Origin of the sequence: Streptomyces sp. GC420, assembly GCF_009916105.1 — a bacterium.
GTDB lineage: Bacteria > Actinomycetota > Actinomycetes > Streptomycetales > Streptomycetaceae > Streptomyces.
On sequence record NZ_JAAAXQ010000101.1, the window covers coordinates 1 to 21,668 of the forward strand.

18 protein-coding genes are annotated in these 21,668 nt (G+C 71.7%); 6 read left to right on the forward strand and 12 right to left on the reverse strand.

The window, feature by feature from the left end; all coding sequences use genetic code 11:
• Positions 1-159 precede the first annotated feature (159 nt).
• On the reverse strand, positions 160-2,292 hold the full coding sequence (locus GUY61_RS41540) for a SpoIIE family protein phosphatase (RefSeq protein WP_166630670.1): 2,133 nt from the start codon (positions 2,290-2,292) through the stop codon (positions 160-162).
• A 459-nt stretch (positions 2,293-2,751) separates the two neighbouring features.
• Between GUY61_RS41540 and GUY61_RS15095 the strand changes: the two genes are divergently transcribed.
• The gene (locus GUY61_RS15095) at positions 2,752-5,343 is read left to right on the forward strand and encodes an ATP-dependent Clp protease ATP-binding subunit (RefSeq protein WP_166630686.1); all 2,592 of its coding nucleotides are present in this window, start codon (positions 2,752-2,754) and stop codon (positions 5,341-5,343) included.
• Positions 5,344-5,384: 41 nt separating this feature from the next.
• Here GUY61_RS15095 and GUY61_RS15100 read toward each other — a convergent pair whose 3' ends face one another.
• Entirely contained in the window at positions 5,385-5,996 is a 612-nt protein-coding gene (locus GUY61_RS15100; RefSeq protein ID WP_313896668.1) for a YdeI/OmpD-associated family protein, read from the reverse strand.
• Positions 5,997-6,433: 437 nt separating this feature from the next.
• Here GUY61_RS15100 and GUY61_RS15105 point away from each other — a divergent pair, with 437 nt between their 5' ends.
• Positions 6,434-6,595, forward strand: coding sequence for a hypothetical protein (locus GUY61_RS15105; protein ID WP_166630672.1), 162 nt, complete (start codon positions 6,434-6,436; stop codon positions 6,593-6,595).
• A gap of 63 nt (positions 6,596-6,658) precedes the next feature.
• Here the strand turns inward: GUY61_RS15105 and GUY61_RS15110 are convergent, their stop codons facing one another.
• A complete protein-coding gene (locus GUY61_RS15110; RefSeq protein WP_166630673.1) occupies positions 6,659-7,240 on the reverse strand; it encodes a 3'-5' exonuclease in 582 nt (193 codons plus the stop codon).
• Positions 7,241-7,832: 592 nt separating this feature from the next.
• On the reverse strand, positions 7,833-8,546 hold the full coding sequence (locus tag GUY61_RS15115; protein ID WP_166630674.1) for a class I SAM-dependent methyltransferase: 714 nt from the start codon (positions 8,544-8,546) through the stop codon (positions 7,833-7,835).
• Between the two features lie 112 nt (positions 8,547-8,658).
• On the opposite strand from GUY61_RS15115, the gene GUY61_RS15120 reads away from it, so the two are divergent.
• A complete protein-coding gene (locus tag GUY61_RS15120; RefSeq protein WP_166630675.1) occupies positions 8,659-9,663 on the forward strand; it encodes a Ppx/GppA family phosphatase in 1,005 nt (334 codons plus the stop codon).
• Positions 9,664-9,778: 115 nt separating this feature from the next.
• On the opposite strand, the gene GUY61_RS15125 is transcribed toward GUY61_RS15120, so the two are convergent.
• Positions 9,779-11,542 (reverse strand): ABC transporter ATP-binding protein, encoded by a 1,764-nt coding sequence (locus GUY61_RS15125; RefSeq protein ID WP_166630676.1) that lies wholly within the window; start codon positions 11,540-11,542, stop codon positions 9,779-9,781.
• Between the two features lie 463 nt (positions 11,543-12,005).
• On the opposite strand from GUY61_RS15125, the gene chvE reads away from it, so the two are divergent.
• Complete coding sequence (gene chvE / locus GUY61_RS15130) at positions 12,006-13,097, forward strand: multiple monosaccharide ABC transporter substrate-binding protein (RefSeq protein WP_166630677.1); 1,092 nt, start codon at positions 12,006-12,008, stop codon at positions 13,095-13,097.
• A gap of 69 nt (positions 13,098-13,166) precedes the next feature.
• Here the strand turns inward: chvE and GUY61_RS15135 are convergent, their stop codons facing one another.
• The 7 genes from GUY61_RS15135 to GUY61_RS15165 all read right to left on the reverse strand — a co-directional run bounded on the left by GUY61_RS15135 (position 13,167) and on the right by GUY61_RS15165 (position 19,668).
• Positions 13,167-13,853 (reverse strand): class F sortase, encoded by a 687-nt coding sequence (locus GUY61_RS15135; RefSeq protein ID WP_166630678.1) that lies wholly within the window; start codon positions 13,851-13,853, stop codon positions 13,167-13,169.
• 152 nt (positions 13,854-14,005) lie between these two features.
• Complete coding sequence (locus tag GUY61_RS39185) at positions 14,006-14,734, reverse strand: hypothetical protein (RefSeq protein ID WP_208106012.1); 729 nt, start codon at positions 14,732-14,734, stop codon at positions 14,006-14,008.
• A gap of 287 nt (positions 14,735-15,021) precedes the next feature.
• Positions 15,022-15,861 carry a hypothetical protein gene (locus GUY61_RS15145; RefSeq protein WP_166630679.1) on the reverse strand — a complete coding sequence of 280 codons (840 nt, stop codon included), beginning with the start codon at positions 15,859-15,861 and terminating at the stop codon, positions 15,022-15,024.
• A gap of 121 nt (positions 15,862-15,982) precedes the next feature.
• On the reverse strand, positions 15,983-16,240 hold the full coding sequence (locus tag GUY61_RS15150) for a DUF5133 domain-containing protein (RefSeq protein ID WP_313896669.1): 258 nt from the start codon (positions 16,238-16,240) through the stop codon (positions 15,983-15,985).
• Positions 16,241-16,435: 195 nt separating this feature from the next.
• On the reverse strand, positions 16,436-17,671 hold the full coding sequence (locus GUY61_RS15155; protein ID WP_166630681.1) for a serine hydrolase: 1,236 nt from the start codon (positions 17,669-17,671) through the stop codon (positions 16,436-16,438).
• Positions 17,672-18,008: 337 nt separating this feature from the next.
• The gene (locus GUY61_RS15160) at positions 18,009-18,569 is read right to left on the reverse strand and encodes a Dps family protein (RefSeq protein ID WP_166630682.1); all 561 of its coding nucleotides are present in this window, start codon (positions 18,567-18,569) and stop codon (positions 18,009-18,011) included.
• 217 nt (positions 18,570-18,786) lie between these two features.
• On the reverse strand, positions 18,787-19,668 hold the full coding sequence (locus tag GUY61_RS15165; RefSeq protein WP_166630683.1) for an RNA polymerase sigma factor SigF: 882 nt from the start codon (positions 19,666-19,668) through the stop codon (positions 18,787-18,789).
• Positions 19,669-19,923: 255 nt separating this feature from the next.
• On the opposite strand from GUY61_RS15165, the gene GUY61_RS15170 reads away from it, so the two are divergent.
• Both GUY61_RS15170 and GUY61_RS15175 read left to right on the forward strand, forming a co-directional pair.
• Positions 19,924-20,325 (forward strand): STAS domain-containing protein, encoded by a 402-nt coding sequence (locus GUY61_RS15170; RefSeq protein WP_166630684.1) that lies wholly within the window; start codon positions 19,924-19,926, stop codon positions 20,323-20,325.
• Between the two features lie 462 nt (positions 20,326-20,787).
• Positions 20,788-21,495, forward strand: a complete 708-nt coding sequence (locus tag GUY61_RS15175; RefSeq protein WP_166630685.1) for a CBS domain-containing protein — start codon at positions 20,788-20,790, stop codon at positions 21,493-21,495.
• Positions 21,496-21,668 lie beyond the last annotated feature (173 nt).

Here is a 21,668-nt window from a genome sequence, read left to right on the forward strand (position 1 = left end):
GGGATGCGGTGGCGGCGTCGGCACCGGGTCAGCATGCCAGAGACTCTTCCGGCGGGGCAGCCGGGGCAGCCGGGGCAGCCGGGGCAGCCGGGGCAGCCGGGCCGACCGGGCCGGCCGGGCAGCCGGGGCCCGGAGGCCCGCACACGCGGCCCGTCAGGGTCAGGGCCCGCCCTCCAGCAGCTGTTCGGTCCAGATGGTCTTGCCGTCCGACGTGTAGCGGCTGCCCCAGCGATGGGTCAGCTGCGCCACCAGGAACAGCCCGCGGCCGCCCTCGTCGGTCAGCCGGGCCCGGCGCAGATGGGGCTGGGTCTGGCTCGGATCGGACACCTCGCAGACCAGCCGCTGGTCCTGATCCCTGATCAGGCGCAGCCCCACGGGGCCGCCGGCGTAGCGGATCGAGTTGGTGACGAGCTCGCTGACGATCAGCTCCGTGGTGAACAGGGCGCCCTCCAGGCCCCAGGAGGACAGCTGCTCGGAGACCAGCGTCCGCGCCCGCCCGACGACACTGGGGTCGGCGGGCAGTTCCCAGGACGCGGTGGTGTCCGGCGGCAGGCCGCGCACCCGCGCGACGAGCAGCGCCAGGTCGTCCTCGGGCGGCTCGTGCAGCAGCTCGTTCCTGATCCGGTCGCCGGTGTCCGTGACCGGCCGACCGCTGCTCGCGCCTTCCCTGGTACCGTCGCGGACCGTGCTCAGCAGGCTCCGGGCGGCGTCCGAGTCCTGGGCGAGGGCGCCGGCGTAGAAGGACAGCATGTCCCCGGGGCGCATCCGCAGCTCGGCCGGTTCGAACGGCTCGGCGCCGACGCCGAGCGGAGGTCCCGGCCGGCAGGGCACGCTCTGTGTGCCGTCCGAGCCCAGGGGGGCCAGCAGCGGCGGGGGATGCCCCGCGCTGGCCATGACGAAGCGGCAGGTCACGGGGTCGTACACCGCGTACAGGCAGGTGGCGCCGACCGCCCCGCCGCGGTCGTGCGCGTTCATGGACCGGTGCTGCTCGTCCTCGGCGAAGCGGATCACCAGGTCGTCGAGGTGGGACAGCAGCTCGTCGGGGTTCAGGTCGAGATCCGCGAGGGTCTGCACGGCGGCCCGCAGTCTGCCCATCGTGGCCGTGGCGCCGAGCCCCCGCCCGCTGGTGTTGCCGACCACGAACGCCACCCGGCAGGAGGACAGCGGGATCACGTCGAACCAGCTGCCGCCGATGCCGTGCACGGTGCTCGCCGGAGCGTAGGTGCCGGACGTCTCCGCCGCCACGAGATCCATCACCGGCTGGGGGAGCAGACTGCGCTGCAGCGCCTCGGCGGTACGCCGCTCCAGGGTGTACCTGCGGGCGTTGTCCAGGCTCAGCGCCGCGCGGGTGCCGATCTCGTCCGCCAGGACCATGTCCGACCGGTCGAACGGCTTGCGGTCGTCGGTCCGCCACAGGCTCACCCCCGCCAGGACGGTGTCACGTGCCATGAGCGGGAGGGCCAGGTAGGAGGTGGCACCGGGCGGCAGCAGCAGCTTCGCCGCGTGCTCGTCGTCCTGCAGCACGGACCGCGTGGTGGCCAGGTCGGACAGCGCCCCGGCGGCGCCCCTGGCCAAGTGGTCGCGCGGCACCTTCCTGATCCGGTACCGGTCGCCGAGCTGGAAGATGTCCGGGGGCCAGCGCCCGTCCGCGGCCGCCACGGCGACGCGCTGCATGCGGGTGCCGGCCGGGAAGCCGGGCGGCTCCTCGCCGAGCAGCACCGTCTCCGTGAGGTCGACTGCTCCCAGGTCTGCGAAGTCCGGCACGAGCACGTCGAGGAGCTGTTCGGCGTTGCGGGTGATGTCGAGGGAACCGCCGATCCGGGCGGCGGCCTCGCCCAGGAGCTTCAGCCGGCGCATCGCCTGCGGGTCGGCCGCAAGCAGCTCGGTCCCGGTCGGCCTCTCGCGCTCCACGGTCCGGGGGCCGGAGTCGGCCAGCGCCATCTCGTCCCGCTCCAGGGGCAGCAGCCGCAGCAGGAAGCTTCCCGCCGTCCCCTCGGCGAGCGGCGCCGCGGAGGCCGCGGTCTCGATCAGGGTGCCGTCCGGACGGCGCAGCGTGGCCCGCGAGCTGAGCACGGGCGCGCCCAGCACGCCCAGCGCGAGGTCCGTCCACACCTCGGGATCCTCGAAGAACTTCCAGATCCCCTGGTGACGGAGCTCGTCGATGGGTCTGCCGAGCAGCCGCAGCGCGGGGCCCGTGGCGGTGAGCACCCTCCCGTTGGCGTCCAGGACGAGGGCCACCGGTTCCTCGGCCAGAGCCGTCAGGGCCGCGCGCGGCCGGCGCTCATCTGTCACGGGTGCCTCACTCCGGCAGGTCGGTGGTGCGCTGCCTCTCCTCATTGAAGCGCCCGGGGAACCCCCGGCGCGCGTCGGGGACCCCGTACGGGGCCGGGCGGACGGCGAGGTCCCACGGTGCCGTGCGACCCGCCGCGCGGCGGCCGTCCTGGCGGAGGATGTCGTGGCGCGGCGGCCGGGGCACCACCGCGCGGGCGGCGCGGGGACCGCACGGCGGCCCTCCACGGCCCCGCCGTGACATGCGGGCGGCGGGCACGGGGGCGAAGCTGTATCCGAGGGTGACCGCGGGGGAACAGGCCCGGGCGGCGGTGTAAGGCGGCCCGGTCCGGGGACCCGCGAGCGGGAACGAACAGTTCCGCGGGACGAACGCCCCGCGGGACGCGACCGCCCACCGGACGAACGAATCGGCTCACTGCACAGAGTGTCCCGGCCGTGACCTGGACACCGGAACGGATGGACATGAGCAGCGGATACATGGGTCCGCAGGGCTTCGGTCCCGACCCGTTCGGCGAGTTCCTCTCCCACTTCTTCGGGGGCGGGTCCCGCCGGGGTCCCCGGCAGGTCGACATCGGCCGGCTGATGAGCGACGACGCCCGCAGGCTGGTCGCCGCCGCAGCCACGTACGCCGCCGAGCACGGCAGCAGCGACCTGGAGACCGAGCACCTGCTGCGCGCGGCCCTCTCGGCCGAACCGACCCGCGGCCTCGTGGCCCGTGCGGGCGCCGACCCCGACGCGCTGGCGGAGCAGATCGACCGGCGGGCGGGAGACACCGGGCAGGGGGAGGAGGGCAAGGCGCCCGCGCAGGGCGCGCTGGCGGTGACCCCGGCCGTCAAGCGCGCGCTGCTCGACGCCCACCAGCTGGCCCGCGCCGCCGGCTCGACCTACATCGGCCCCGAACACGTCCTTCGGGCGCTGGCCGCCAACCCCGATTCGGCGGCCGGGCACATCCTCAACGCGGCGCGCTTCGACCCTGACTCGGTCCCGCAGCCCGCGCCGGTCAAGCCGACGCCGGGACCGGACCAGCGGCCCGCCCGCACGGCCAGCACGCCCAACCTCGACAAGTACGGCCGCGACCTCACCGACGTGGCCCGCGAGGGCCGGATCGACCCCGTCATCGGCCGTGACGCCGAGATCGAGCAGACCGTCGAAATCCTCTCCCGCAGGGGCAAGAACAACCCGGTCCTGATCGGCGACGCCGGTGTCGGCAAGACGGCCATCGTCGAAGGGCTCGCCCAGCGCATCGCCGACGGCGACGTGCCGGACACCCTCGCCGGCCGCCGTGTCATCGCCCTCGACCTGACCGGGGTGGTCGCGGGCACCCGCTTCCGGGGCGACTTCGAGGAGCGGCTGAACAACATCATCGAGGAGATCCGCGCCAATCCCGGCGAGCTGATCATCTTCATCGACGAACTGCACACCGTCGTCGGGGCCGGAGCGGGCGGCGGCTCCGAGGGCGGCTCGATGGACGCGGGCAACATCCTCAAGCCCGCGCTGGCCCGGGGCGAGCTCCACGTCATCGGTGCCACCACCCTGGAGGAGTACCGCCGCTACATCGAGAAGGACGCGGCCCTGGCCCGCCGCTTCCAGCCCGTCCTGGTCCCCGAGCCCAGCACCGCCGACACCGTGGAGATCCTGCGCGGCCTGCGCGACCGGTACGAGGCCCACCACCAGGTCAGGTACGCGGACGAGGCGCTGCTCGCCGCCGTTGAGCTGTCCGACCGCTACCTCACCGACCGTTTCCTGCCCGACAAGGCCATCGACCTCATGGACCAGGCCGGGGCGCGGGTCAGGCTGCGCGCCCGCACCAAGGGCACCGACGTACGAGCCCTGGAACGCGAGGCCGAGCAGCTGGCGCGGGACAAGGACCAGGCGGTGGCCGCCGAGCAGTACGAGAAGGCCACGGCACTGCGCGACCGCATCGTCGAACTGAACCGGCGGATCGAGGCGGGACGGGAACTCGGGACCGGCGAGGAACCCGTCACCGAGGTCGTCCCCGAGGACATCGCCGAGGTCGTCTCCCGGCAGACCGGCATCCCGGTGAGCAGCCTCACCCAGGAGGAGAGGGACCGCCTGCTCGGCCTGGAGCGGCACCTGCGCCAGCGCGTCATCGGGCAGGACGAGGCGGTCACGGCCGTCGCGGACGCCGTACTGCGCTCCCGGGCCGGACTGGCCAGCCCCGACCGGCCGATCGGCAGCTTCCTGTTCCTCGGCCCGACCGGCGTCGGCAAGACGGAACTGGCCCGCGCTCTGGCGGAGGCCCTGTTCGGCAGCGAGGACCGCATGGTCCGCCTGGACATGAGCGAGTACCAGGAGCGGCACACCGTGAGCAGGCTCGTCGGCGCCCCGCCCGGCTACGTCGGCCACGAGGACGCCGGGCAGCTCACCGAGGTCGTACGCCGCCACCCGTACTCCCTGCTGCTCCTGGACGAGGTGGAGAAGGCGCACCCGGACGTCTTCAACGTGCTGCTGCAGGTCCTCGACGACGGACGGCTGACCGATTCCCAGGGCCGCACCGTCAACTTCACCAACACCGTGATCGTGATGACCAGCAACCTGGGCTCCGAGGCGATCACCGGGCGCACGTCCCTCGGCTTCGGCGCGGGCGGTGCCGAGGCCGACGAGCAGGCCCGGCGGGAGCAGGTGCTGCGGCCGCTGCGCGAGCACTTCCGCCCCGAATTCCTCAACCGCATCGACGAGATCGTCATCTTCCGCCGGCTCGCGGGCGAACAGCTGCGGCAGATCACCGAGTTGCTGCTCGACGAGACCCGCAGGCGGCTGCACGCCCAGGACATGACGATCGAGTTCGGCCCGGAGGCCGTGGACTGGCTGGCACGGCGCGGGTACCAGCCCGAGTACGGCGCCCGGCCGCTGCGCCGCACGATCCAGCGCGAGGTCGACAACCGGCTGTCGCGGCTGATGCTGAGCGGCGACCTCGAAGCGGGCAGCCGCATCCGTGCCGAGGTGGCCGAGGCGGACGCGGACGAGATGACGTTCGCCGTCGAACGCGCGACAGGTGCGGGCGGTGCCGGCGGCGTGGGCGGTGCGGGCTGAGAGCCGAGAGGGCTGCGAGGGCGGGCCCGTGACCCTCGTCCTCACCCCCGCCCGTCCGGTGCGCCGCCGGGCGCGCCGTCCGCCGCGTGCGCCGCGCGCAGGGAGGCCAGTGCCCGGCGCAGCTGCGTTGCCCGGTTGTCCGGGGTCCGCGCCCGCAGCAGGCGCAGGATCAAGGAGTACTGCGCCGTCCTGCCGAGCCCGCGGAAGCGTTCGCCCGCCGCAGGGTCGGCTTCGAGCGCGGCAGCGAGGTCGGAAGGCACCATGGCGTCGCGCTGGGAGGCGTACGCCGCCTCCCAGCGCCCGTCCGCCTGGGCGGCGCGGACCTGGGCGAGGCCCGGTGCGCGCATCCGGCCGGCCGCGAGCAGGGCCTGGACCTTGCCGACGTTCACCTGCGACCAGTGACTCCGCCGCCTGCGGGGCGTGATCCTCTGGAGGTAGTGCGTCGCGTCGCAGGCCTTGCGCTGCCCGTCGATCCAGCCGTAGCAGAGGGCCACGTCGATGACCTCGCCGGGCGTCACCGACGGCAGTCCCGAGGACTTCTTGGCGATCTTCACCCAGACGCCGGGGGCCCGCCCGTGGTGTTCCGCCAGCCATGCCTCCAGCTGGGCGCCGTCCGCGAAGCAGGCGATCTCCAGGCCGTTCAGCGATTCCACTGCTCGACTCCCTCCCTCGTCCCTGCGGCCACGGTAGGGAGAGATCAGGTCGGTTTCCGTCCGCAATCGGTGCCGGGCCGGTTTTCCGGCGGGATCGGAGGGGGTGGCAGGCATCACATCCGGTTGCGGGGCGGGCTGGAACGGCCACGAGTGGTGGGCCGTTCAATCAGTGCGGGTGCGGACGGGGGTGGTGTCCCCGGGCCCTTCGCGCCCGCCACGTGCCGCCCCGGCCGGATTCCCCCGTCCGGCCGGGGCTCCCGGCCCCGATGTGAACTGACGTACCGTCATCAATTGGTCGCATATAGTACGCCATTGATACCGGTCGAGGCGTGGTACCGGGGAGAGTGATCGGTGGGTCGTCTGTGCCCCGTACACTCGTCCACCGTTTCCGGCATCGTCGGAAACAGGACACAGACGTATGGGAAAGGCACTCCGACGTGAGCTTCGCATCCAGTACCGACGCACCCATCTACGAAACCCTGATCGGGGAGCGCGGGGACGTCCCCGCCGAGACCCGCCGGGCGGCGGAGCAGGTGCAGCGGGAGGTCGCCCAGGCGCTGGACTTCAGCACGGTCCACGCACCGCTGGGCCAGCGGTAGGGGCGGTCGGCCGGAAGACCGCTGCGCCGCGAGGGCGCCGGGAGTCGGCCGGAGTCCGCACGGTCAGGGGATGGCCGTGGGGCCCGGCCAGGCGTCCCCGCGGGCCAGGGACAGCACCAGGGCGGCGATGTTCCAGGCGTCGTCCCCACCCCGGTGATGGCGGCCCTCCAGGGGCAGTCCTGCCATCCGCAGGGCCCCGGCCGTCCCGGGGCGTCTGCGCAGCCCGCGAGCCTGCGTGAAGGCCGCCTTCGCGTTGGTGCGCCGGCGCCCGAGGGGATACGGGGTGCCGGTGGCCCGGCACTGCCGGGTGAACCGGTGGCGGTCGCAGTCGCCCCAACTGGTCCACGGACGGGCCCCCGCACCGTGTTCCGCCGCCAGGATCCGGCAGGCCTCGCCGAAGCCGACGCCCGTGTCCACCTCGGCCTGGGTGAGGCCGGTCAGCGCGGTGCAGAAGGCACTCACCGCGGACCGCGCGGGCCGCACCGGGATCCGGTGCGGGGAGACACGCTCAAGCGCCCCCAGATCCACGACGGTCAGCCCGATCGCGGTGATCTCGCCGACCGATCCGGGCGGTGGCTCGTCCTCCCAGCAGGTCGCCTCCACGTCGATGACGCATCGCAGGTCCCGGCCCGCGATGCTGTCCATGCCGCGCGAGCACAGGAAGGCGGGGCGCGCGCTCTCGACGCAAGTCCGTGGGGCCGGTCCGGCCGGGGTGGGCCTGCTCCTGCTGCGGAAGGTCGGGCTGCGGGTGCTGCTCGGTGGGGTGCTGCCGGCCGTTCGTCATCACTGCCTCTTGACGGGGTGGGAGCGTGTCGTGCGTACGGCAACGCGTTCCCGTCCTCGGCGCGGCGAATCAGCTCTCGCCGGCTGCCACCGACGTGGCCGGAGCCGCTCCCTGCCCCGCTTCCGGCCGGATCGGCACCGCGCGGTGTCACCTTCCGTCCGCGCCGCGTGACCACCGTGCGCCGCCGCGCACACCCGCCGCGAGCAGCGGGAACTCCGCCGTGCCCGGTGCCGCGCCGGCGCCGCCACGGCACCCGGCGGCGTGTACCGGGTGTGCGGCGCGCTGGCGCGTTCCGCACTGCCGCCGCGGAAATTGCCGCAGTCGGCAATGGCGCGCGGAGCGCCCGCAGGAAAGAGTGTGAGCCGTGGGGGGTTGGCAGGCCGGCCCGGTGGGCCTGTCGGGCCCGGCCTGCCGCCTTCCCCCTTCCCCTGACCGCCCCGTGCGGCCCGGACGTCAGGTCCGCTCCGGCTCGCGGACGGTCCCGCGGGCGGTTCCGCGGACCGCCTGGCCGACCGTCCTGCGGGCGGTCTTGCGGGCGATGAGGAAGCCCTGCGGGGTTTTCTCCCGGGCGTCCGCCTCGCGCACCAGCCGGGCCACCTCCTCGAAACCCGCCAGGCCCAGCAGTCCCGCGACCTGATCCGGCGGGAACCGGTAGACGTCCAGCGAGACCGGGTGGCCGTAAGCCTCCTCCAGTCGCACGCGCCCGTCCCCGGCCTTGAAGGCGATCAGCAGGTACCCGCCGGGGGCCAGGGCCCGGTGGAACTCGGCGAACGGCACCGGCAGGTCCTCCGGCGGGGTGTGGACGGTGGAGTACCAGGCGAGGGCACCGCCGAGGGAGCCGTCGGTGAGATCGAGGGCAGTCATGGAACCCTCGCCGAACCGCAGCCCCGGATACATGCGGCGCGCGACCGCGACCATCCCGGGCGACAGGTCGATGCCGAAGGCGTCGATGCCGAGTCCGTCCAGATGGGCCGTCACCCGGCCCGGCCCGCAGCCCAGATCCGCGACCGGACCCACGCCGGCGTCGCGCACCAGCTCGGCGAAGGCCGCGAGCATGGCACGGTCGAAGGGCTTGCGTGCGAGCTCGTCCCTGAGGAGTTCGGCGTAGTCGCCGGCGACGGTGTCGTACGACGCACGGGTCGGCGGCAGGTAAGAGGGCTCTGTCATGACCGGGCACGGTAGACCGGGCACGGCCGACTCCTTCCGTCCCGGGGGCGATTGTCGGCCAGGCGTGCCGTCAGGAGGTCTGCGGGGCACGGGGACCGGGTATCCGGGCGCAATGAGAATGGGCGTGGTGGACTTCGGGGCGAACGCTGTGCGGCTGGTGATCGCGAACGCGGACGGCGAGGTGCCGCTGCCGGTGCACACCGGCAAATGGCGGCTGCGTCTGTCGGAACACCTGGGCGCCGACGGCACGTTGGGCCGCGAGGCGGTGCTGCGGCTCTCCGGCGCGGCGAGCGCCGCTCGCGCGGAGGCCGAGCGATGGGGAGTGCGGGAGCCGTTCGCGTTCGCCACCGCGGTGGTGCGCGATGCGCCCAACTGCCCTGAAATCCTTGCCGATGTACACCGGCGCAGCGGGCTGCGGCTGCGGGTCCTGCCGGGTGAGGTGGAGGCCGAACTCACCTTCCTCGCGGCGCGGCGCTGGATGGGCTGGCGGGCAGGCTCACTCGCCGTCCTGGACATCGGTGGCGGCACGTTCGAAATCGCCTTCGGACGCGCCGAGGTGCCCGAATTCGCGGCGTCTCTGCCGCTCGGTGCACGCAGGCTGACCCGTGACTTCTTCGGCGACGAGGACCCGCCGCCCGCCCGGGCCGTGAAGGCGGTGCGCCGCCATGTGCGCCGCCAACTGCGCGACGTGGCGCCCCGGATCAGGTGGGAGGGGCCACGGACCGCGGTCGCCACCTCGCGCACCTTCCAGCAGCTCGCCCGGCTGTGCGGGGCCGCCCCCGGCCGGGAAGGCCCCTTCGTGCCGCGCGAACTCGCACGGCGTGATCTGCGGCGGGCCGTGGCGCAGCTCGGCGAACTGCCCGCGGCCCGGCGGGCGGAGCTTCCGGGGATCTCCACCGCCCGCTCACTGCAGTGTCTGGCTGGGGCGGTGGTCGCCGACACGGTGATGAAGATGACGGGCATCCGGTCCGCCGACGTATGCCCCTGGGCCCTCCGCGAGGGAATCCTGCTCCGCGCGACGGAGGACCGTACCGGCACGTGGTGGACCGGCCACGGGCCGTCGGCTGTCTGCGGCACCGACGGCCGTGCCAGGCTCCGACTCGCCGCGTCCGGCTGACGGTCGCCGGCCCGCCACGGTCGCCTGCCCGCCTGCCCGCCTGCCACTGTGCGCCCTGTCGGGCGGCGCCCGGCCTGACGGGGGAATCAGGCGGGTGAGTCCGGCGGGGGAGCGGTCAGCCGTCCACGGTCGCCAGGAACTGCGTGGCAGCCAGCTCGGCGTAGAGCGGGTCCGTGCCGACGAGTTCGCGGTGGGTGCCGACGGCGCGCACCCGCCCGGCGTCCATCACCACGATGCGGTCCGCCATGGTCACCGTGGACAGCCGGTGCGCGACGACGAGCACGGTGGTGGTACGGGCCACGTCGGCGACGGTGTCCCGCAGCGCGGCCTCGTTGACCGCGTCGAGCTGACTCGTGGCCTCGTCGAGGAGCAGCAGCCGGGGGCGGCGCAGCAGGGCGCGGGCGATGGCGACGCGCTGGCGCTCGCCGCCGGAGAGCCGGGTGCCACGGTGCCCGACGAGCGTCTCCAGCCCTTTGGGCAGCCGGGCGACGAGCCCGTCGAGACGGGTGACGCCCAGGACGCGGGTCAGCTCCGCCTCCTCGGCGCCGGGGTTGCCGAGGAGCAGATTGTCGCGGAGCGTGCCGGACAGCACGGGGGCGTCCTGCTCCACGTAGCCTATGGCGGCCCGCAGCTGGGGTATCGCCCACTCGGCCAGCTCGCGGCCGTCCAGGGTGATGCGGCCCGACTCCGGCTCGTAGAACCTCTCGATGAGGGAGAAGACGGTCGTCTTGCCCGCCCCCGACGGGCCGACGAAGGCGGTCATCCCGCGCGGCGGAACGGCGAATGTCACCCCTTGGTGGACGTACGGCAGATCGTCGGCGTAACGGAAACACACCTCCTCGAACGCCACCGAGGCGGGCTCGGAACCGGCCGGGGGCAGCGGAGCGGGCTCGGCCGGCGGCTCCGCGGGCAGCGCCAGGGCTCCCTGGATCCGGGTCAGTGCCGCGGCCCCGCTCTGGTACTGGGTGATGGCCCCGACCACCTGCTGGATCGGGGACATCAGATAGAAGACGTAGAGCAGGAAGGCCACCAGCGTGCCCACGGCGATGGCACCCGTCGCCACCCGCGCGCCGCCCACGGCCAGGACCGTTATGAAGGCGATCTGCAGCGAGAGCCCCGCCGTGTTCCCGGCCAGCGCCGACCACTTGGCGGCGCGGACGCTCTGCCGCCAGGACAGCTCGGCCGCGGCGTGGACGGCCTGTTCCTCACGCCGCTCCGCGCCCGACGCCTTGACCGTGCGCAGTGCCCCCAGGATCCGTTCGAGGGAGGCGCCCATCGCTCCCACGGCCTCCTGGGCATGCCGGGCCGCCCTGTTGATGCGCGGCACGATCACCCCGATCACCGCGCCCGCCGCGGTGATGACCCCCACGGTCACGGCCAGCAGGACCGGATCGACCAGTCCCATCATCACGAGTGTCGCCACCAGCGTGAGCCCGCCGGTGCCGAGACCGACCAGCGAATCGGTGGTGACCTCGCGCAGCAGGGTCGTGTCGGAGGTGATCCTCGCCATCAGGTCGCCGGGTTCGTTGCTGTCCACGGCGGGGATGCGCAGCCGCAGCAGGTACGAGGCCAGGGTGCGGCGTGCCCCCAGCACCACGGACTCGGCGGTGCGCCGCAGGACGTACGCCCCGAGCGCGCCGACCGTGGCATTCGTGATCACCAGGGCGGTCATGCCCACCAGCGCGCCGGTGATCGCACGGTCGTGGGAGAGGTCGTCGATGAGGGAGCGGGCGACCAGGGGGAGCGCGAGCCCGGTGGCGCCTGTGGCCAGCGCCAGCAGCGCCCCGCCCAGCAGCGCCCAGCGGTGGGGGCGTACGTACCCCAGGAGCAGCCGCCAGGCGGCCGGTGCGGAAGGACCGTTGTCCGGGGCGCTGCTCACGTGTCTCCTCGGTGTGGTGACCCGGCGAACCGCTCCGCCCGGGTGAGAGGCAACCAGGCTACGTCCGCGCCACGCCCGGCCCGACGGGGGTCACTTGGCAAGCGGCCGGTCCCCCTGTCGCGGGGCGGGACGGGGTGGCCGAAAACCGGCAGACCGCATTTGCGCCCAAGTTGTGATGATGATGTGCACACTGACTGTTGCCTGGACACTGCACGGCGTGCAAACTCGGCTTCTCGGCCACGGACACGTGTCGGCTGAGATCTTGACAACCATGTCATGCAAGGGTTTTTGGGGGGATTGTGTCGTCTTTATGGTGCTTGGCCGAGGCGCGTGCACGCGCCGGCGTGAACGCAGTCGGAACCGATCTCAACACCCGGGCTGTGGCGTCGGGGTGTGACGGCGTCCCGGCCCGCAGGCCGCCCCTGAACACCGAAAGATCAACAAGGCTTAAGGATTCAAGATCATGCGTACCCGCATCACCGCCGCCGCGACCGTAGCCGCGGTTCTCTCCCTCTCGCTCACTGCCTGTGGCGAGGAAGACCCGGGGAAGGGCGGGGACGGGGTCACCTCGGTCGGTCTGGCCATGCCGACCAGAGCCTTCGAGCGGTGGATAGCCGACGGCGACAACATGGTCGAGCAGCTCAAGGGCCTCGGTTACGAGACGATCCTCGAATACGCCGACGACGACCCGGAGAAGCAGGCGACGCAGATCGAGGAGATGATCGACAGCGGCGCGGACGCGCTGGTCGTCGGCGCGGTCGACGGCCGTGCGCTCGCCGACGTGCTGGCCAGGGCCGCCAAGGCCGACATCCCCGTGATCTCCTACGACCGGCTCATCCTCGGCAGCCCCGACGTGGACTACTACGCCTCCTTCGACAACGAGAAGGTAGGCGAACTCCAGGCCACCTACATCGTGGAGAAGCTCGGTCTCGTGAACGGCAGCGCGGACGGACCGTTCAACATCGAAGTCTTCGCCGGCTCCAGCGACGACAACAACACCCGCTACTTCTTCCAGGGCGCGATGAACGTCCTGCGGCCCTACATCACCAACAGGCAACTCGTCGTCAGGTCGGGCGAGACGGACCTCAAGCAGGTCGCCACGGCCCGCTGGGAGGCCGGCACCGCCAAGAAGCGGATGAACACGCTCCTTGCCTCGTCCTACGCGACCGAGCAGGTGGACGCGGTCCTCTCCCCGAACGACGGCCTCGCCATCGGCATCCTGGAGGCACTCGAGGAGGACGGCTACGGCACCGACGCGAAGCCGCTGCCGATCGTCACCGGACAGGACGCCGATGTGGCCTCGGTGAAGTCGATCAGCCGCGGCGAGCAGGCGATGACCGTCTACAAGGACACCCGCAAGCTGGCCATCATCACCTCCAGCATGGTCAGCTCCGTACTGGAGGGCGGAAAGCCGGTGCTGAACGACACCAAGACGTACGACAACGAGAAGAAGATCGTGCCGTCGTACCTGCTGGACCCGGTGAGCGTGGACAAGTCCAACTACATGAACATCCTGGTGCACTCGGGCTACATCGACGCCGCGGATCTCAAGTAGCGCACGCGCGGAGGCCCCGCCGCGCCCGCCGGGAGGGGCGCTGCGGGGCCGGGGCCGGGTGCTCAGCGGTCAGGCGAGCCTCGCCTTGTCGAGATGGGCGAACACGACCACGTTTTCCTCGTAGTCCTTCGCCTTGTCGTCGTAGTCACCCCCGCAGGTGATCAGGCGCAGTTCCGGCGAGGAGGTGTCGGCGTAGACACGTTCGTCGGGGAAGTCGTCCTTGCTGAAGCTTTCCACGGCGTCGACCTCGAACGTGGCCACCGTGCCGTCCTCGCGGCTGATGTCGACCTTGTTCCCGGGCTTGAGCGTGCTCAGCTGCAGGAACACCGCGGGGCCGGTCTGGGTGTCCACGTGTCCCACGATGATCGACGTACCCCGCTCGCCGGGGGTGGCTCCGCCGGAGTACCAGCCGACCAGGTTGCGGTTGTTCGGCGGGGGCGCGTTGAGCTTTCCGGTCGAGTCGAGAGTCAGCTTGGTGAAGGGCGCGTTGACGGCGATCCGGGGGATGGACAGCCGAGTCGGCGCGGAGCGGCGCAGAACGGGTGCGGCTGTGTGGTCGGCCGCCCGTGCGGTGGCGGAGGCAGCCGCGGCGGGGCGGGCCGGCGGCTTCGCGTCCGAGGAACCGGGCAGCGAATTGTGGATGAGCAGCGCGCCCAGTACCACCGCGGCTGCGGGGAAGAACATGGCGCGGCCGAGGGGACGGGAGGCGGGCGCCTTCGCCCGCGGGTCCGGCTGCGGCGACTGCTGGTCGGCCATCGGGGGATGCCTTTCGTGAACCGGGTTGCAGCGGGAGTGGGAGCGGGAGCGGGAGCGGGCCGGAGCGGCGTGGCGGCCGCGGCCGCGGCCGCCGTCGACGAGTGACGGCGGCCGCGACAGCGCACTGGTCGGTTCTGGGCGACTCGGCCGGATCAGGCCGCGGTGGTACCGGACACGCCGCGGCGGCGCAGGATGACCGCTCCGGCGCCGACACCACCGAGCAGGAGAACGGCACCCGCGGCGAGGCTGCTGCCGCCGGCCAGACCGCCGCCGCCGGCGTGGACTCCGCCGTTGGGCTTCTTGTCGTAGTCGTCCTTGTAGTCGTCGTCCTTGTAGTCGTCCTTCTTGTCGTAGTCCTTGTCGTAGTCCTTCTTGTCGTGGTCGTCCTTCTTGTAGTCGTCCTTCTTGTCGTGGTCGTCCTTGTAGTCGTCCTTCTTGTCCTCGTCCTTGTCCCAGTCGTTCAGGATGCCGGCGAGGGCGCCGCCGCCGGCGTGGACTCCGCCGTTGGGCTTCTTGTCGTAGTCGTCCTTGTAGTCGTCGTCCTTGTAGTCGTCCTTGTAGTCGTCGTCCTTGTCGTAGTCCTTCTTGTCGTGGTCGTCCTTCTTGTCGTAGTCCTTGTCGTAGTCCTTCTTGTCGTGGTCGTCCTTCTTGTCGTCGTCCTTGTCGTAGTCCTTCTTGTCGTGGTCGTCCTTGTACTCGTCCTTCTTGTCTTCGTGCTTGTCCCAGCCGTCCTCGCCCTCTTCGTGGCTGCTGTTGACGGCGGAGAGGGCGGCGCCGGGGTTCTCGACCGCGGCCAGGGGCAGGGCATTCGCGGCGGGCGCGGAGATCGCGAGCATGGCGGTGGCGGCTGCTGATGCGAACAGGGTGCGAGTGTGGCGCATGGGGACGTACTTCCTTTCACCGGACGCAGAGGACCGGCACGGCTTGGGGTCAGAACGCATCGCGATGAGCGACGTGATCACCTTCAGCCGGATTGCGACGCCGCACCACCGGAGAACGTCGCATTCGAGGGACATGCTGGGCCCTTCGAGTGGCGTAGGTGCGATTAATCACCCGCTTGGTAGCCCGCGGGCCAGCATGGCGCGTCGTCAGGATGGACTAACCACGCCACGGGTGACGGGAGCCGGGGCGGTTCCCGGGGTGGCCACCCGGTGGCCAGCGGTGCCGTTCAAGCGGTGGCGGCAGCGGCTACGTAGCTGGTCAGGGACGCCTTGAGGGCGGTGACGAAGGCGTCCTGGGTCCTCGGCTCGAGGACGCCCAGGGACAGATACGGATTGAGGTCCTCGAGCTCGACCAGCAGGAGCCGGCCGTCCTGCCCGCGGCAGGCGTCGACGCGCTGGATGCCATGGTCGAGGCCGTTCCAGTCGATGAACCGCTGCGCGAACTCGAGGTCGGCCGCCGTGGGTTCGTAGGGCTCCAGTTCCCAGCGCCGCTCCGGCGCGACCGTGCGGAGGGCGTACTGGAAGGTGTGGTCGACGAAGCAGAACGACACCTCGTAGCGGAAGTCCACGCGCGGCTGGACCAGCATCCCCTCGTACACCAGTCGGGGCAGCCGGTCCCGGGTGACGAACTCCAGCCCTATGGAGTCCGCCCCCTCCCTGGGCTTCACGACGTACTCGTCCACCACCGGCAGCGCGCCGAGGTCCTCGGGGCGGTCGACGGTCGGGACGACCGGGAAACCCGCGGCGCTCAGGTCGAGGAGGTACTGCTTCCCGGCCATGTCGCCCCTGCCGGTCAGCGGGTTGTAGACGAGTGTGCCGCGCCGCGCCGCCTCGGTGCGGAAGGTGTCGTACGCGGCCCGGTAGCCGAGCACCGGCCCGCTGTTGCGCACCATCACCAGGTCGAACGCGTCCATGAGGGCGACTGCCTCCGCGGGGTGGCACAGGGCGATGGCGAAGTCCTCCCGCAGCCTGGCGCTGAGACGGATGTCCTCGTCGCAGTACCGGCGCCCCTTGGCCTCGTAGGCCAGGTCGGTGACGTACAGGACGCGGGGACGGCGGGACGGCATGTCTCTCCTGGCGGATCGGTGGTGCCGCCAATCTAACCGGCCGGGTCGCGGCCGGGCAGGGGGCCTCCCGTCCTGTGGCCGGCAGCGCGTCCGTGTCCTGCTCCCGGTGCCCGCGCCCGAGTCAGACGGCCAGCGAGGCGGTGCCCGTCGTCCCCGCGCCGGTGGTCGGGGCCCGCCTGGCGCAGCACTGTTCGAGCAGGGCGTCGGCCGCCCGGAGCGCCTCGTCCAGCGTCGCCGTGCCCGTCGCCGCGCACAGCGAGCGGATGACGTGCTCCAGTTCCCGTGCCGTGTCGGCGGTCTCCCGGTACGCGTTGCCGATCCGCAGGTCCGCGAACCTGGCCAGGAGAGTGCGTACCAGCTTCGGATGCGACGTGATCACAGCAGCCTGCCCCCTTCTCGGTCCTGTACGTCGTCTCCCCGGTCCTGTCGTGATCATTCCTGTTCCGTACGACTCCCCGGTGGCACTCCGTGGAGCGCCGCGGCCCGCGAGCACTTGGGGTCCCGGTGCGCCCGCCGTGGCGCTCGCCCGAGGGGAGCGCCACGACGGACGCGGGGATGCCTCCCCGGCCCGGAATCAGTCACGTACCACGGAGGGTGCGATGTCCTCGCGGAAACCCTCCGCGTCCGGCGCCGCGTCCGCGGCCGTCCCGGCGGACACGGACCGCTTCGCCGCCACTGCGGGGGCGCCGCAGAAGGAGGCCTCCAGGGTGCCGCCCAGCGTCGTGTTGACCGTTCCGTTGTTGGACGTGTTGGCGAGGGACGTCATGCTCCGCTCGCCGTCGGCGGTGGTGAAGGCGTACGTGTAGTAGCCCTGGACGGTGCCGGTGTGGCCGTAGACGGTCACACCGCAGGACAGCTTCCTGGACCGCAGGCCCAGGCCGTACGACTGACTTCCGTCCGTGTTGACCGGGACCGTGGTCATCATCTGCTCCAGCTGCTCTCCGGCGACGAGTTCGCCGGAGACGAGCGCGGAGAAGAAGCGGTTGAGGTCCGCCGCGTTGGAGATGACGGCCCCGGCGGACTGCCCCCACGAGACGGTCTGCTCCGTGGAGTCCACCAGCGGCAGTGACGTGTCGTCCTGCCGGAGGTAACCCCGCGCGTAGGAACCGGAGATGGTGGTTCGCGGGTGCACGTAGGACGTGTTCCGCAGCTTCAGCGGCCCGAAGATGCGCTGCTGGTAGTGGGTGGCCATCGGCACGCCGGTGACATGCTCGATCATGTGCCCGATGACCACGAAGTTGGTGTTGGAGTAGCTGTACGCCGCGCCCGGGGTGTTGTTCAGCGGGCGGGCGGTGGAGAGGTCGATCAGCTCCTGATAGCCGAACACCTTGTTCCTGACCGCCTCGAAGCCCGGGACGGTGTAATAGAACATGTCGTTGGTGTAGTCGTACAGCCCGCTGCGGTGGCTCAGCAGGTGCCGCACGGTGATCCTGGCGTCCGGCAGGGGCTGCGGCAGATAGTCGTTCGCCGGGGCGTCGATGTCGATGAGCCCCTCCGCGGCGAGCTGCATCAGCACCACGGTGGTGAAGGTCTTGCTGACGCTGCCCACACGGAACCGGCGTCCAGTGTCCATCGGGGTGTGCGCCGCGGTGTCGGCCTCCCCGGTGACGACCCGGTAGGTCCTGCCGCCGTCGTCGATACGGGTCAGCGCGCCGGGTGCCCCCAGCGCGACGGCCTTCTCCTGCACGGTGCGCACCGTGGCGGTGTCGGGCACCGGCAGAGTGGAGGTGTCCGCGGCCGCGGGTGTGGCCGACAGGGCGGCGACCAGCGTGGAGCCGACGAGCACCATGCTCGCTTCTTTGATTCGCATCCGAATCTCTCTGGTGTGAACTGGTGGGAGGTCACCGCCCTCCGAACCGGCCCCACCAGAACTCCCCCTTGCACCGGAGCAGTCGCGTATCTCCTCGCGCCTGCCGGTGCGCTGCCCAGGGCTGCGGTCCGGGAGGGCCGCGTCCAGTCCGGGCGGCGCCGCAGGCATCGTCCCGTCAAAGCGACACCGTTGTCCAACACCCCACTGTCAACACAGCACTCAACCGGCGCAGTTCATCGTCCGTCAGGGCGGAGCCACGCATGCGAAAGGCCGCGCCGCCGACGGAAGGGGGACCGTCGTGGCGCGGCCGGCGGGGGAGGGGCCGGGCCTGGCGCGGCTAGCGGATCGCGTCCGCCGCGGCCTGGTTCTCCGTGTACGAGTGTGCCGTGGCGAGTGTGCCGCGGGCCGTTTCGAGGTGGGCGCGGACGAACCACTGGAACTGTTCGAGGTTCCGCAGCTGTCCGATGAGCAGGTCCTCCGTCGCCGTGTCGAGCTCGCCGACCTCGGTGATGGCGGCCCGCTGGCCCTCGATGACGCCCGTGTAGACGAGGTCGAGCGCGCCGAGATGGGAGATCGCGTCGGCGCGGCCGACGCTGTAGTCGTCCCACGCGCGCTCGGCGACCAGGGCGCCCGGCGTGCCCTGCGGCACCCCGCCGAGGGCGGAGATCCGCTCGGCCACGTCGTCGGCCATCTCGCGGACGCTGGCCACCTGCGGGTCGAGCATCTCGTGCACGGCGATGAAATGCGGGCCCACCACGTTCCAGTGGACGTGCTTGAGGGTCAGGTGCAGATCGTTGAAGGCATGCAGCCGCATGCGGAGCACGCCTATGATCTTCCCGCCGTCCTCGGTGCTGATGCCCGGGACCGTGTACTGGGGGGTGAAGTCCTGTGACGCCACGTGTTGCTCCTCACTGGTTGTGCGGTGTGCTCCGTCTCTTGCCGCCTGCTCGAAGTTTTCGCCCCTAATCACCTGGTACGGGGTGACGGCCGTGGCAGGAGTGACATTCCCGGGGAGACGGCCGGTTCGTGCCTGCCGGACACCGCGAAGCGCGGTGCCGCACCCCTTCGCAAGAGGTGCGGCACCGCGGACGGACGTGTGTGCGCCCGGAGTTCCCTCAGCCGGCGGCGGTCTCGAACATGCCCGCGCGCAGCCGGCTGATGATGCGGCTCAGCAGCCGGGAGACGTGCATCTGCGAGATTCCGAGGCGCTCACCGATCTGGGACTGAGTGAGCTCGTCGGCGAACCGCAGATGCAGGATCTGCCGGTCGCGTTCGTTCAGTTCGGCTACCAGCGGCGCGAGCGTGTGGAAGTCCTCGACGAGTTCCAGCGCGGGCTCCTCCTGGCCGATGAAGTCGGCGAGCACACTGGTGCCGTCGCTGTCGTTGTCACTCGCCAGCGCGGCGTCCAGGGACGAGGAGTTGTAGCCGTTGGCCGCCTTGCGCGCCTCGATGACCTCTGCCTCGGACAGCGACATCAGCTCGGACAGTTCCCGCACGGTGGGCGTGCGCCCGAGCCGGGTGCGCAGTTCGTCGGTGGCCTTGGCGAGCTCGACACGTGCCTCCTGGAGGCGGCGGGGGACGTGGACGGCCCAGCTGGTGTCGCGGAAGAAGCGCTTGATCTCGCCGACGATGTACGGGACCGCGAAGGTGGTGAACTCCACCTCGCGGGAGAGTTCGAAGCGGTCGATGGCCTTGATCAGACCGATGGTGCCGACCTGGACGATGTCCTCCATCTCGTCCGCCCCGCGGCTGCGGAAACGGGTGGCGGCGTACCGTACGAGCGAGAGGTTCATCTCGATCAGGGTGTTCCGCACGTACTGGTACTCGTGGGTTCCCTCTTCCAGCACGGCCAGGCGGCTGAAGAACTGCCGGGACAGATCACGCGCGTCCTTCGGCTTGATCTTCAACGGGTCTGCGATCACAGGGAGTCCGCTGTCCGCGGCCCGTTCCTTCTCCTGCGCCGTGGCTGTTGCGGGCACCGCCGTCACGGCTGCCATGCCATCCACCCCAATCGTTCGATTTTCATCATCCGGGCAGCTCCCGGTTACCCCCGTACGGGAGTCGCACACCTGAACAAGGCGCGGGTGCGCCGTCGGTCCTGTTCACCGCGCGTGGCCCCCCGGCCCCGGCCGGACGGAACCCGGGAAACTGTCAGGTGTTCGAAGGCGGATCGGGGGTACACGGCCGGCCGTGACCGCCACCGAGACCGGTCCCGAACCGCGCTGTCCCTGCCCGTCTACCGAAGAAGCGCTGTGAGTGAGCTGACCACCACCGTCCGGGACACCGCCACCGGTCCCGTACTGGACATCGACGGCGACCTCGACTTCGACACAGCGGCCGAGTTCCGTGCCGTTCTGGAAGCGATGACGCCGCCGCCGGCCCCCGGCCGGCTGCTCGTCCTCAATCTGGCGGGCCTGCGGTTCTGCGACTCCAGCGGCATCACCTCGCTCCTCGTCGCCCGCAACCTCGCCGAGTCCGCCGGAGCCGGCGTCTGCCTGGCCGCCGTACCCGACCACACCGCCCGCATCCTGCAGATCATCGGGCTCGACCAGGTCTTCCCGATCTACGCGGACGCCGACGCGGCCACGCGCGCGGCAGCCGCGGGAGAGAACGGGCCGGGGCCGGCCCTGCCGGGCGAGGCAGCCCCGCTCTGACCCCGCCCGCCGTCCCTGCCTGGCGCGCGCATACCTGCCGGCGTCCCGTCCACGCAGTCCCTTGCGCCGCGCGCGGCCGAGGGTCCCGGTGCTGTGACGCGGGCCGCATGGCGGTGACTTCAGGGACATTCGGCCCCAGCGGATTCCCTGCGGAGGAGGGATGCTGAAAGTGAGCCTGCGAGGCACGGCGTCTGTGGACGTGTTCCCCCGCGCGTCCCCCGGCGTGATCCCGCCGGCCGTCTCCCCGGCCGCCCCGACCGGGAGGACCCGCCGCGGGAAGGTGCCTCGCGGGCGCGTTGTCCCGTACGCCCAGAGCTTCCGCACTCCGGTCTCCCCGCAGGTCCCGTTCCCGCACGCCGAGCGGGGGAGGCCGGCGGGGCCCGCACCTCAGCCCGTCCCGGATGCCAGGGACGGCAAGTCCCTGCCCGTCCGCCCGATCGCGCATCCGAGGAGTGAGCCCACATGCAGCACCGAACCGTGCATGACGTGATGACGCAGGAAGTCGTGACCACCCGTCCGGACACCCCGTTCAAGGAGATCGCGGCGCTGTTCCACCGCAACGACGTCACCGCCGTCCCGGTCGTCGACGCGCAGAACCGGCCGCTCGGCATGGTCTCCGAGGCCGACCTGATCCGTAAGCAGGTCGTCATGCCCGACGAGGACAGGGACGACTACGGCCGCACCCTGCGCTGGAAGGACCAGGCCCGCGCCGAGGCGGAGACCGCGGGCGGCCTGATGACGAGCCCCGCGATCACCGCCCACCCCGGATGGAGCATCCCGCAGGCCGCGCGGGCCATGGAGAAGCACCACGTCAAGCGGCTTCCGGTGGTGGACGAGGTCGGCCGGATGATCGGCATCGTGAGCCGGCGCGACCTGCTCCAGGTGTTCATGCGGCACGACCCGGCGATCCGCGAGGAGATCGTCCACGACGTGCTGGGCGAGACGCTCTGGCTGCCGGAGGACAGCGTGCAGGTGCACGTCCACGACGGCGTGGTGACACTGACCGGGAGGGTTCCGCGCAAGAGCCTGATCGCAGTCGCCGAACGGCTGTGCAGGTCCGTGGACGGGGTGGTGTCGGTGCACCAGACCCTCGACTTCACCGAGGACGACACCAGGATCGACCTGGAACGGCCCTCCGCGCACGGCTCGCCGCACCGGCACCACGCCTGAGCACCGCGCCGTACGCGGCCGTGACCGGCCGGTCCTGCCGGCCCCGGGCAACGTGAAGCGGGAAGGACCCTACCCGCTTCTCGCGGATCCGGATTGCGCGGTGCGCGGTCTCCCGGACCGCTTCCCCGCGTCGCTACGGGTCCTTCCCGACACCACAAGCACACCACCCCCAC